Source organism: Methylococcus mesophilus (assembly GCF_026247885.1).
Taxonomy (GTDB): Bacteria; Pseudomonadota; Gammaproteobacteria; order Methylococcales; family Methylococcaceae; genus Methylococcus; species Methylococcus mesophilus.
In genome coordinates this window covers 3725229-3737230 of the sequence record NZ_CP110921.1, presented here as the reverse complement: position 1 = coordinate 3737230, position 12002 = coordinate 3725229, and the positions used below count along the sequence as shown (strand labels likewise).

The window sequence follows — 12002 nt, the reverse complement described above, 5'->3', positions numbered from 1 at the left end:
GCCAAGAAGTCGCCATGAGCACCGCCCCCGCCCCCGCCGCCGTCCCGATTTTCGACGCCGCCCGGATCAGGAAGGACTTCCCGATTCTCGGACAGCAGGTTCACGGCCAGCCGCTGGTCTACCTGGACAATGCCGCCACCGCCCAGAAACCCAAGGCGGTGCTGGACTGCATCGCCAAGGTGTACACGGAGGACTACGCCAACGTCCACCGCGGCGTGCACACCCTGAGCCAGCGCGCCACGGAGCTGTTCGAGGGGGCACGCGAAAAGGTGCAACGCCACCTCAACGCCCGCCACTCGCACGAGATCGTCTTCACCCGCGGCACCACCGAGGCGATCAACCTGGTCGCCCAGTCCTACGGACGGCCGCGCTTCAAGGCGGGGGACGAGATCCTCATCACGGCCATGGAGCACCATTCCAACATCGTGCCCTGGCAGATGCTGTGCGAACAGACCGGCGCCGTGCTGAAGGTCGTCCCGATCGACCGCACCGGCGCGCTGGTGCTGGACCAGTTCGAGGCCCTGCTGTCGAACCGCACCCGGCTGCTGGCGGTGACGCACATGTCGAACGCGCTCGGCACGATCAACCCGGTCGAAAAGCTGATCGAGCAGGCCCATCGCCGCGGCGTGCCGGTCCTGGTCGACGGCGCCCAGGCGATTCCGCACATGGCGGTGGACGTGCAGGCGCTGGACTGCGATTTCTACGCCTTTTCCGGCCACAAGCTGTACGGCCCCGCCGGCATCGGCATCCTTTACGGCAAGGAAGAGTTGCTGAACAAGATGCCGCCCTACCAGGGCGGCGGCGACATGATCCGCCGGGTGACCTTCGAAAAGACCGAATACAACACCCTGCCCTACAAGTTTGAAGCCGGCACGCCGAGCATCGTCGACGCCATCGCCCTGGGCGCGGCGATCGACTATGTCAACGGGATCGGCATCGAAACCATCGCCGGGCACGAACACCGGCTGCTGGCCTACGCCACTGAACAGGCGCTGCGAATCCCGGGCTTAGAGCTGCTCGGCCAGGCCGCCGACAAGGGCGCCATCCTGTCGTTCACCCTGCACCGCATCCATCCGCACGACATCGGCACGATTCTCGACCACCTCGGCATCGCCATCCGCGCCGGGCACCACTGCGCCATGCCGGTGATGGACTTTTTCGGCGTTCCCGCGACGGCGCGGGCGTCGTTCGGGCTTTACAACACTTTCGAAGAGGTAGACGCGTTGATCGCAGGCATCCACAAGGTCATCGAGGTATTCGGCTGATGCTGGACCAGATTCGGGATCTCTACCAGGAGGTGGTCTTCGACCACAACCGGAATCCGCGCAACTTCCGGGTGATGGAAGACGCCAATCGCACCATCGAGGGCTTCAACCCGCTGTGCGGCGACCGCATCACCCTGTATGTCAAGATCGACGGCGACGGCGTCATCCGGGATGTCAGCTTCCAGGGCTCGGGCTGCGCGATTTCCACCGCCTCGGCTTCGCTGATGACCGAGATCGTCCGGGACATGCACGAAAGCGAGGCCCACGCATTGTTCGAGACCTTCCACCGCATCGCTACCGGCAAGGACGATGCCGTCAACCTGGAAGAACTGGGCAAGCTGGCCGTCCTGGCCGGCGTGCGTGCCTATCCGGCGCGGGTCAAATGCGCCACCCTGGCCTGGCACTCGCTGGAAGCCGCCATCGAGAACAAAGAAGCGACCGTCACCACGGAATGAGGTCTCGAGCCCGATGAGCGACTGGATCGACGTAGCGCCGGCGGACAGCTTTCCAGAAGGCGGGCATGTCGTTGCCGATCTCGACGGCATCCCCGTCGCCGTATTCAAGCTGGGCGGCGAGTTCTACGCCATCGAGGACGCCTGCACCCACGACGGCGCCGAGATTGCCAGCGGCCGGCTGGCCGGCGGCGAAATCACCTGCCCCCGCCACGGCGCCCGCTTCTGCCTCAAGACCGGCAAGGTCCTGGCGCCGCCGGCCTACGAAGACCTCACCTGCTTTGCCGTCCGCGTGGAAGGCGGGATGGTCCGGGTGCGCGACGCCCGCTGGGACTAGCGAACAAAGCGAGATCCGGACGCAAGGTTTCGTCGTCCAGGCGGCCGGTTTACTTCCGGCCTCCCTTGTAGACCCAGCTAAACCGGTGGCCGCCCGTGCTCAGTTCCAGCCAGAGCCCGTCGCGCTTGAGACGGGCGGAAGCCGCGTTGTAACGCCGGCCCGTGGCCCCATCGATCAACACCGAGCGACGGAGGACGGCATCGGGCCCTTCCCAACGCAGCCGCACTTTGCGCGCACGGTCGGTGTCGATCCGCAGTTCCCAGCGGTCGGTGCCAAGCCCGGCGGGCACCGGACGGTAGTCCGAGTTGTAGTCCCCGGCGTGTTCGCCCCATTCCGGGTGAGGCAGAACGGCGCTGAGATAAGGCGCACCGAACGGAGCCAGAGCCGGGAGGTCGTGCGCATCGAAACCCGCCAGCGTATCGTGGAGCTGACCGAGCAGGGTATTGCGATCAGCCAATTTCTCCTCGGGCGCTTCGACGACGAAGCGCACATACCAGTCGTCCCGGACAGCCCCATCGCCATAGGCTGGAGTCCTGGCACCCCGTGCGGGCACAGCGGCGTCCGCCATGGCCGCGGGAATGAGCCAGTCCAGCGCCCGCAGGACCCACGAAGCAGGGCTCTCGGCGGGCGCCTGGCTGACCTTGGGGATGGCCGGGATCAGCAGCTTGACCGTATGTTCGACGGCGTTCGGCAGCACCGTGACCCAGATGCCCTGCCAGGGCTGCAGCATGCCGGTGGCACCGGCGGTGACGTCGTCATAGCTGTCGTAACTGCTGCCGTTCCACACGTAGTAGGTCTTGCTGACGTAGCCTGCGAGTTCTGCGGCGGAAGGCGTGTAGGCGACACCGTCCACCTCGATCCGGGCATCCCACCAGCCGATCGGATAGGGCAGCGGGAAACTGACCAGATTGGCCCGGGTGGTGGCGCCGCTAGGATCCGGGACCAGCGCGAGTTCGTAACAGCCTCCCGCCGATGGACAATTGGCGTTAGCGGTAGCCAACGGGGTGGCGGTGCCGGCCAGGCTCGGCGTGGCGGCACCGTTGATGCTCTTCAACCAGTACCCCGTGCTCTGATCCATCGCGGTCGAAGTGCTCGGCAGGTTGACGTAGCTGTTGGTCCCCGCGTCAAAGCGCCATACCGACCAATCGACGTTGTAGGTGCCGGTCAGGCCGCCGAACACGCCGGCCACCGTGGCATTGTCCGGCAGCGCCGGCAGACCGATCTGGGTCCAGCGGTCGTTCGCCAGGCTGAGGCCGTCGCCCCAGGGACAGGCACTGGCCCGGATGGTCGCCCCAAGTCCCACCGTCAGGAACTGCTCGCCGGACCACGTCACGGAGCGGAGATTCCCCGTCGCGCCGGAGGTCCGCGAGGACCAGTTCACCCCGTCGGCACTGCTGATGAGCGAACCCGCGAACCCCACGGCGACGAACTCGCCGCCGGACCAGGCCAGGCCGAAGAGATTGTTGCCGCCGTTGATAGTCGCGCTGGTCCAAGCGGCACCGTCGGCGCTGGTGAGAAGCCTGCCGCTTTGCCCTACCACCAGGAATTTGTTGCCAGACCAGACAACGGCATTCAGGTTGTTTGTCGTGCCGGACGTTTGGGTCTGCCAGCTGAGGCCGTCGCTGCTGGTCAGAATGGCTCCCCCGGATCCCACCGCCACCCATCGCTCACCGGACCAGGATATCGCGTTGATCGTCGCAGAAGTCTTTGAGCCCTGATTAGTCCAATTGATGCCGTCAAGGCTGGTGAGCACCACACCGTTTTGCCCGCCGGCGACGAATTGGTTGCCCGCCCAAGTGACAGCAAACAGGGTATTTGTGTTGCCGGGCGTCACGGTCACCGACGACCATGTGACGCCGTCGGCACTGCTGCATATCAAGCCGCCGGCGCCTACCATGACGAACCGCCTGCCGGACCAGGCGATGTCCTGAAAATTAGCCGACCCGCAGGCGACCAGCCGTTTCGTCCAGGTGACGCCATCGGGGCTGGTCGCTATCGTGGTACCATCCCCCACGGCCACGAACTGCGTGCCGGACCACGCGACCGACTCGAGCGCCGAACTCACCCCCGAGGCAGTTCGGGCCGTCCAGTTCACCGCGCAATCCCCGACGGCGCCGGCCGCGCCGGCGAATCCCAACATCAGCGCCAACCCACCCACTCGCCTTTGCCAAACCGAAGTCATCATCTCCACCTCATTCCGTCCACGTCGAACACGCCAAGACACGCCGCCAAGCCCTTGACTCGCCGCGGGCTTCAGGAGAGACCGGAAATCCCCCTGTCGGCACATGTAAAATTACATGTAATAACTTAAGTTGGAAGATAACAAATGTCCATTCCATGGCGATAGACGGCTGCCCCGCAGGTGAATGGGATGATCCGGACAGGTGGCGTTCAGAACAATCGGCTGATCTTGAGGCCGGAAGCCATCAGCAGACCCATCGCCAGAAACACGAGGGGCCAGGCGCTGAGGCTCGGCGGGAAAATCACGGACAGCAGGTAGAGCAGCGGAAACAGGACGCCGTTGACCGTGATCGGCACCCCCTCGAAGCCTTTGCCCGTGGAGATGTTGTAGCGCGCCAGCCTGAGCATGCCGCAGGCGACGAAGAACAGGAGCGGCGGCACGGCCAGCCAGGACGGCGCGCTCATGGTGAAGAACAGGCAGGCCGGCGATACGCCGAAGGAGACCAGATCGGCCAGCGAATCGAGCTGCTTGCCGAACTCGCGGCCGGTATGGTGGGTCCAGGCCGCCACCTTGCCATCCAGCGAGTCCCAGACCACCGCCAGCGCGATCAGCCCCGCGCCGATTTCCGGATGTCCCTGGATAGCCGCGAATATCGCCGACACCCCGCAGCTCAGATTGGCGATGGTCAGCGCATCGGCCCAGCACAACAAACGCAGCATGTTCATCTTGGCGTTCCCTCCTGTAGTAGTGATCCTTCCTTGAATAGCATGGAAAAATGACAACCCCGCGTCGCAGCCTTCAGCCTCTGCCTCCTGCAACGGCGGGGGTCAGGAAAAAGCGCTCCAGTCCTCTCCCATCAACGCATCGAAGGCCAGGAGCGGCTGCGGTACGCCGAACAAATAGCCCTGCGCCAACCGGCAGCCGTGAGCCTGGAGATAAACCGCCTGTTGCGGGGTTTCCACGCCTTCCGCCAGCACCTCCAGGCCCAGTGCCTGAGAGATCGAGATCATGGCCTTGACCAGTTCCGATTTGCGGCGGTCGGATGGAACGCCGTGGACGAAAGACCGGTCTATCTTGATCCGTTTCACCGGAAAGCGATGCAGGTAGCTCAAGGCGGAATAGCCGGTACCGAAGTCGTCGATGGCGATCGACAGTCCCATGCGGTCGAAAGCTTCGAGCGTCGATCGGATTTCCCTGCTGTCTTCCAGCAGCAGGCTTTCGGTGATTTCCAGCTCCAGCCATTCCGGCCGGCAGCCGGTCTCGTCGAGGATGCGCCGGACGGTGCCGGCAAGATCGTTCAGGATGAACTGCCGGGTGGAAAGGTTCACGGCAACGGAAAGAGGACGCTCGCGCCGGCCGTTCCAGGCGACGGCAGCCTCGCAGGCCCTGGCCAGCACCCACTCGCCGATACCGACGATCAGGCCGGTTTCCTCCGCCACCGGGATGAACTTGCACGGCAGCATGACGCCATGCCCCAGCCTGTTCCATCGAAGCAGCGCCTCGGCGCCGACGATGGTCCCGGAAGTCATGTCAATCTGCGATTGGAAGTACAGCTCCAGTTCGTCGCGCCCCAGCGCCCGGCGCAGGGCGGATTCGATTCGCATGCGTTCCGAGGCGCGCGCCGTGAGGTCGGCTGAATAGAACTGAAAGTTGTTCCTTCCCTGCCGCTTGGCGTGATACATGGCGGAATCGGCGTAGCGGAACAAGGTTTCGATTCCGGTGCAGTCCCTGGGGTAAAGCGCGATGCCCAGGCTGGCGGAAACGAACAGCTCCCGGCCCTCGATCAGAAAAGGCTCGGCAAAGGCGCCGAGCATTCTGCCGGCCAGCGTCGCGAGTTCCTGGCCGCCGGCCGGGTCCGGCACCAGGACTGCGAATTCGTCGCCGCCCAGCCGCGCCACCGTATCGCCGCTGCGGACGGCCCCCAGCAGACGGTAGGCGGCTTTTTCCAGCAGCAGGTCGCCGACCCCGTGGCCCAGGGTATCGTTGATTTCCTTGAAGCGATCCAGGTCCAGCATCATCAGGGCAAACTGCCGGCCGGGGCCGGAAGCGGCATCCATGGCCTGCCGAATCCGCTTGTTCAGCATTTCCCGGTTCGGCAGCCCCGTCAGGGTGTCGAAAAAAGCCATGTGATGAATGCGCCGGCGATAAGCGTCAATTTCGGTGATGTCCCGCCCGACCGCCAGCGCGTGCATGACTTCGCCGTCAACCCCGAACTCCGGCGTCAGCCGGACATGGGAGACCAGGTCGCTCCCCTGAGCCGTTTTCCAGCTCAGCTCAAACTCCTCCGGCACACCGGCTTCGAAAACCTGCCGAATCTTCGCCTGGTAGGCACGGGCGCTTTCGCCGCCGGGGAACTCGGCCGGCGTTTTCCCCAAGAGTTCCGAGAGAGGCACACCCGCCTCCGCCACCAGCCTGGGGTTGGCGTAGATGCGGCGGCAGTCCCGGTCATAGCGGGCTACGGTGTCGGGCGAGTGCTCGACCAGGGAACGGAACTCCTGTTCGCGCGCCTTGAGCTGCCGCTCCGAGCGGTCGCGTTCCAGGGCCGCCGCGACCCGGGTCGCCACGAGCTGCAGAAGGGCGGTCACGGACTCCGTCTCCGCCATCGGCTTGCCGTGCATCACCGCGATCAGGCCGATCGCGGTTCCCGCCGAATCCCACAGCGGCACGCCGGCGTAGCTTTCCACCCCCATATCCTGCAGCATGAGGTCATCGGGAAACAGCGTACGGACCCGGCGGGGAAAACAGCACAGACTGCGGCCCATGACGTTCTCGCACGGCGTTCCGGCAAGCGTGTAGCAGACATTGGGCAGATCCTCGCCCCGCGCGTACAGCGCGACGGTCTCGGCGAGTTCGGAATCCCTGATCAGCCGGTCGATCACGACGTAATCGACGCCGAGGGTCTTGCCGAGGTAATGCGCAATGGCGGAAAAGAATGCCTCGCCGTCCGTAGCCCAACTGCGCTGGGCAATGAACCGGAACGTCTCCTCCATCCGCCTTCGCTCGGTGATGTCGACCAGAAAACCATGCCACACGGTGGCGCCGCCTTTCCGCCGCTCCGGCACGGACCGGGCCTCCAGCCACCGCTCGCCCTTGACCGGGTGATGGATGCGGTATTCCTCCTCGTACGGAAGCAGCTCGCGGGCCGAAATCGCCTTATGCCGAAGAATCCGGTCGCGGTCTTCCGGAACGATGCGCGAGTGAATGTGGCCGATGTCTTCCAGGACCGCTTGCACGCTCAGCCCGAGAATGTCCTCCACGCCGGAACTGGCGTAAGTCATGGCCAGGCTTCCGTCGGCGCGCGCCTCAACGGTATACATGAACCCCGGTGCGCACTGGGCAAAACGGGCAAGACGGTCCAGACCTTCCCGCTCAGCCTGAAGCCTCTCGAGTTCCTTCATGCGCGCCTCGGCTTCGCGGCGGGGACGCAGGTCGCGGCTGATGCAGACCGCCAGAGTCTTTCCCTCCTGCTCGAACAGGTTCGCCGTCACTTCGACGGGGATCTCCGTCCCACCCGCCACTCTGTGGAGCGTCTCGAACGTCGTTCCCCCCGTTAGCCGATGCCGTTCGAGGAAGAGGCTCAGGGATTCTTCGTCCTGTGTGGGATCGAAATCCAGCGGGCACCAGGTCAGCAAGGTTTCGAGACCGACGCCGAAATGGCGGCAGGCCGCTTCGTTCGCGTAGATGATGCGTGCGCGGTCTTCGATGTCGTGCACCGTCACCACCTGATCCTGGAAGCACTCGATCATGGTCCGGAACATGACGTTGTCCCATGCCGCGGCCTGCTTAGGTTCCAACTCAGCCTCCGTCTCAAGCATACGGCGTGAATGTCCCGGAAACAGGCGGGCTCAGGCGCTGCCCGCCAGAAGCAGCTCGAACCGGTCCTGCGGCACAGGTCTGCCGAACAAGTGCCCTTGCGCCAGCCGACAGCCCTGGGCGTAGAGGTATTCCGCCTGGCTAGGCGTCTCCACGCCTTCCGCGATCACCTCCAGCTGCAAGGCGCCCGCGATCGAAATGATGGCCTTGACCAGCTCCGCCTTTTCCTTGTGCGCGGGAAAACCCTGGATGAAAGAACGGTCGATCTTGATCTGGTCCAGCGGAAAACGGTTCAGATAGCTCAGGGCCGAATAGCCGGTGCCGAAGTCGTCGATGGAAATGGCGAAGCCCATATCATGAAGCTCTTCCAAGGCCGCACCGACTTCGGAATCGTTCCCGAGCAGCAGGCTCTCGGTAATTTCGAGCTCCAGCCATTCCGGGCGGCAGCCGGTGTCCTGGACGATGCGTTGCAGTTCACCGGGCAGGTCGTTGCGGGTGAATTGCCGGGTGGAAAGATTCACCGCGACTTTGAAGGGAGAATCGATGGTTCGGTGCCAGTCGACGACCCGGCGGCAGGCCGTCGCCAGGACCCAGCGGCCCAGATCGCGGATGAACCCCGTTTCTTCCGCGACGGGAAGGAAACGGTCGGGTGTCACGATTCCTTCCTGCGGATGCCGCCACCGCAGTAAGGCCTCCGCGCCCACGATGCGCCCGGCCGGCAAGGACACCTGCGGCTGATAGTACAGTTCCAGTTCGCCATTCCCGAGCGCCCTGCGCAGCGCCCCTTCCATGGCCATACGGTCCGACACCCGGACGGCGAGTTCCTCGGCGTAGAATTGGAAGTTGTTCCTGCCTTGCTTCTTGGCATGATACATGGCCAAGTCCGCCTGCTTGAACAGCTTGTCCGCATCACAGCAGCCCTCCGCATGCAGGACGATGCCGATGCTGACCGAAACGAACATCTCCTTGCCTTCGATGGTAAAGGCTTCGCCGAAGGCCTCGAGTATCCTGCCGGCAATGGTGTGGAGATCGCCCCGGTCGCGCACCACTGGCAACAGGATCGAGAACTCGTCGCCACCCAGCCGCGCCACGGTATCGTAGCCGCGGACGCAGGCATTCAAACGCCGGGCGGCCTCGCACAGGAGCCTGTCGCCGGCGCTGTGCCCGAGGGTGTCGTTCACCTCCTTGAAGCGGTCCAGATCGAGCAGCATCAGACCGAACTGGCTGCCCCGGCCGGCGGCGTCGGTGAGGCACTGGCGGATGCGGTCGTTGAGCAGCGCCCGGTTGGGCAGATCCGTGAGCGGATCGAAGAACGCCAGGCGCTGGATCCGCCGCCGGTATTCGTCGACCTCGGTGATATCCCGGCCGACGGCCAGCACACCGATACATTCGCCGTCCGGACCGCGCTCGGCCACCAGGCGGATGTGCAGCAGGCGGGGACCTTTGTGCGTTCCCCGCAGCAGGAGTTCTATTTCGTCGGCCTTGCCGGTGGCGATGACCGCTCTGAGCCTGCCCTCGTAAGCCTCGAAACGATCGTCGCCGGGATGAAGCTCGGTGGGCGTCCTGCCGACCATGTCATTGGCGGAAAACAGCAGAGTGTTTTCCAGACTGGGATTGAGATAAACGACGCGGCAATCCCGGTCGTACCGCATGATGCTGTCGGGCGAGTTCTCGGCGAGCGAGCGGAATTCGCGTTCGCGCCGGAGCAACGCCGTGTCCCTCCGCTTGAGGACGCTGGTGTCGCGCACCAATGCCAGAAGGTAACCGCAACCGTCGTGCTCGAGATAATGGACCTCAACCACGACCGGCACCCGATGTCCGTCCCTCGTCCGATGGATGGTTTTCCTCTGGATGGAGGCATTTTCCCGGACTTCGCGGAAATGGCAGACCCAGGACTGTGACGCCAGGTCTGGCAAGACATCGGCAACCGACAGGTTCAGCAACTCCTCCGTGCCGTAGCCCAAGGCCTGTCGGCACGCCTCATTCGCGTAGACGAACCGTCCCTCGGCATCACAGATCGAGACCATTTCGGCAAGATGGTCGAAGGCCTCGCCGACCAGCCCGGCCCGGACCTCGGCCCGCTTGCGTTCGGTGACGTCCGTCAGGAAACCGCGCCACCGGGTCGTGCCGCTCGAGAGCCGCTCGGGCAGGGCGACTGCCTCCAGCCAGCACGGCCCCCGGGCGGGGTGGTCGATCCGGAACTCCGTTCTGAGCGGCGTCAGATGGCACCTTGCCGTCTCCAGTCGAAGTCTTGCCAGTGTCAGATGCTCCGGCCTCGTCAACGCGTCGGCGCAGCCGGCATCATCCAGCAGACGGGCAAGCTTCGATCCGAGAATACCTTCCATTTCAGGGCTGGCATCAACGATGACGACATGGCCGTCCGGATGCTGATCCAGAATGTACATGCCAACCGGCGGGCTTTCCGACGCCGGGAAAAGACCGGAGGCCCGCTCCGCCTCCCCCCTCTGCCGCCCGTCGATCCTCGCCATTTTACCTGCTCCGCCCGTCAGGTCAGAAGGACGGCGACCAGGCCGGTCATGAAGATGCCATCGAAGGTTCCCGCACCGCCGATGGAAGCCACCGGCGCGCCGAGATGGCGGATGTCGGGAATGCGCAGCAGATCGGCCCCGATCAGCACCCCCATCGTTCCGGCGATGTAGGCGACCGGCGCCTGGTGCTCCCCGCCCAGCACCAGGGCAACCAGCGCTGCTGCCAGAGGCGCGATCAGGATCGGCATGCCGATGCCGAAGCCGGGAATGGGCCGGCTGAAACCATACGCCACCGCCGCGACGATTGCCGTCGCCAGCACCAGCTGCAGCAGCGGAATGCCGTTATTGGCGAGCAGGTAAAACGAAAACGCGACCGGGACCAGTCCGCCACCCACGTTGACAACGATTTTCGTCCGCCCGGTGAACGGAATTTCCGGCAGGCGCAGCAACCCGCGGAACGGCTGTGGTGGAGGGACCGGAGGCTTGTCCGCCTTGATGCTGGCCAACGGCAGATTGATGGCGCTGCCCAGCAGGGAAGTCAGGACCAGACTGAGGGCGGACGACGGGTCGAGGCCGAGCTTTTCGAAAGTCAGCGCAATGATCTGGAAATTGATACTGAAGATGATCCACAGCAGCAAGCCGGCAAAAAACAGAAAATATACGGGGGAAAAAGGACCGCGCATGGCCTGGACTTATCGTTGAAATCGTATGGCGAACACCGTTCTCGTCTTTACCTGTGGATAAGCGCTGGTCGAGAGAAACGGCCATGGCGCAAGCGGCATATTCGTTACAGGGGCCGGCCCAACGGGGGTTCTCCGGCCCCGATGCCGGCAATCAGTCAATCTTGACGCTCTGGCGCTTGCTGCCCGCCGCCTTGGGAATCGTCACCTCCAGTATCCCATCCTTGAAGGAAGCCTTGGCGTTGTCCGCGTCCACGGCGCACGGGAGACGCAGGGTCCGGCTGAATTCGCCGCGGCTCATTTCGCGGAAAAAATACTGCCCCTGCTCTTCCTTGGTTTCGGCATGCGCTGAAGCTCGCAGTGTGAACATGTCCTCACTCAGCGTAACCTCCAGGTTGTCCTTGGTGACGCCCGGCAATTCCGCCTTGACCACCACTTCGTCCACCCGGTCGATCACGTCGACTTTCGGCACGCGGACGCTGGGCAGCCCGGCCCGGAGCAAGGAGGGCCAGGGCCGCCGCATCATCGCCCAGGGTTCGTGTTCCAGCCATCCGGCCGGAAACACCTGCTCCATCCATCGCTCCATCTCGTCCCAAGGGCTTGGGTAGGCTCTCGTCGCCACGGGCTCCGCAGCCTTCACTTCCTTTCCCGTCGCTTCTTTCCCATGCTGTTCTTTCTTGGCCATGACTTGCACCTCCAACAACAGTCAAGAACATTGAGGCCGAGCGCACCGCCCGGATTTTGAGATCTGTCGTCGATTGAGCCGACGCCGCTAAGTATAGCG

9 protein-coding genes are annotated in these 12002 nt (G+C 64.2%); 3 read left to right on the top strand and 6 right to left on the bottom strand.

Going from position 1 to position 12002, the window contains the following annotated elements; all coding sequences use genetic code 11:
* Positions 1 to 14 precede the first annotated feature (14 nt).
* The 3 genes from OOT43_RS17735 to OOT43_RS17725 are packed head-to-tail and all read left to right on the top strand — an operon-like array spanning position 15 to position 2054.
* Positions 15 to 1265 carry a cysteine desulfurase gene (locus OOT43_RS17735; protein ID WP_266022001.1) on the top strand — a complete coding sequence of 417 codons (1251 nt, stop codon included), beginning with the start codon at positions 15 to 17 and terminating at the stop codon, positions 1263 to 1265.
* Entirely contained in the window at positions 1265 to 1720 is a 456-nt protein-coding gene (gene sufU / locus OOT43_RS17730; protein ID WP_266022000.1) for a Fe-S cluster assembly sulfur transfer protein SufU, read from the top strand. The genes OOT43_RS17735 and sufU overlap by 1 nt, the downstream gene beginning before the upstream one ends.
* A gap of 13 nt (positions 1721 to 1733) precedes the next feature.
* A complete protein-coding gene (locus OOT43_RS17725; RefSeq protein WP_266021999.1) occupies positions 1734 to 2054 on the top strand; it encodes a non-heme iron oxygenase ferredoxin subunit in 321 nt (106 codons plus the stop codon).
* A 49-nt stretch (positions 2055 to 2103) separates the two neighbouring features.
* Here the strand turns inward: OOT43_RS17725 and OOT43_RS17720 are convergent, their stop codons facing one another.
* The 6 genes from OOT43_RS17720 to OOT43_RS17685 all read right to left on the bottom strand — a co-directional run bounded on the left by OOT43_RS17720 (position 2104) and on the right by OOT43_RS17685 (position 11903).
* Complete coding sequence (locus OOT43_RS17720; RefSeq protein ID WP_266021998.1) at positions 2104 to 4239, bottom strand: beta propeller repeat protein; 2136 nt, start codon at positions 4237 to 4239, stop codon at positions 2104 to 2106.
* A gap of 206 nt (positions 4240 to 4445) precedes the next feature.
* Positions 4446 to 4961 (bottom strand): CDP-diacylglycerol--serine O-phosphatidyltransferase, encoded by a 516-nt coding sequence (pssA, locus tag OOT43_RS17715; protein ID WP_266021997.1) that lies wholly within the window; start codon positions 4959 to 4961, stop codon positions 4446 to 4448.
* A gap of 102 nt (positions 4962 to 5063) precedes the next feature.
* Positions 5064 to 8030, bottom strand: coding sequence for a bifunctional diguanylate cyclase/phosphodiesterase (locus OOT43_RS17710; RefSeq protein ID WP_266021996.1), 2967 nt, complete (start codon positions 8028 to 8030; stop codon positions 5064 to 5066).
* Between the two features lie 51 nt (positions 8031 to 8081).
* Positions 8082 to 10538: a sensor domain-containing protein gene (locus tag OOT43_RS20480; RefSeq protein ID WP_317134011.1), complete on the bottom strand. Its 2457-nt coding sequence runs from the start codon at positions 10536 to 10538 to the stop codon at positions 8082 to 8084.
* 17 nt (positions 10539 to 10555) lie between these two features.
* Positions 10556 to 11221, bottom strand: a complete 666-nt coding sequence (locus OOT43_RS17690) for a DUF1614 domain-containing protein (RefSeq protein ID WP_266021995.1) — start codon at positions 11219 to 11221, stop codon at positions 10556 to 10558.
* Between the two features lie 151 nt (positions 11222 to 11372).
* Positions 11373 to 11903, bottom strand: a complete 531-nt coding sequence (locus OOT43_RS17685) for an Hsp20/alpha crystallin family protein (RefSeq protein ID WP_266021994.1) — start codon at positions 11901 to 11903, stop codon at positions 11373 to 11375.
* Positions 11904 to 12002 lie beyond the last annotated feature (99 nt).

Coding starts and splice junctions, on each gene's coding strand:
- OOT43_RS17735 (WP_266022001.1), top strand. CDS start 15: ATGAGCACCGCCCCCGCCCCCGCCGCCGTCCCGATTTTCGACGCCGCC.
- sufU (WP_266022000.1), top strand. CDS start 1,265: ATGCTGGACCAGATTCGGGATCTCTACCAGGAGGTGGTCTTCGACCAC.
- OOT43_RS17725 (WP_266021999.1), top strand. CDS start 1,734: ATGAGCGACTGGATCGACGTAGCGCCGGCGGACAGCTTTCCAGAAGGC.
- OOT43_RS17720 (WP_266021998.1), bottom strand. CDS start 4,239: ATGATGACTTCGGTTTGGCAAAGGCGAGTGGGTGGGTTGGCGCTGATG.
- pssA (WP_266021997.1), bottom strand. CDS start 4,961: ATGAACATGCTGCGTTTGTTGTGCTGGGCCGATGCGCTGACCATCGCC.
- OOT43_RS20480 (WP_317134011.1), bottom strand. CDS start 10,538: ATGGCGAGGATCGACGGGCGGCAGAGGGGGGAGGCGGAGCGGGCCTCC.
- OOT43_RS17690 (WP_266021995.1), bottom strand. CDS start 11,221: ATGCGCGGTCCTTTTTCCCCCGTATATTTTCTGTTTTTTGCCGGCTTG.
- OOT43_RS17685 (WP_266021994.1), bottom strand. CDS start 11,903: ATGGCCAAGAAAGAACAGCATGGGAAAGAAGCGACGGGAAAGGAAGTG.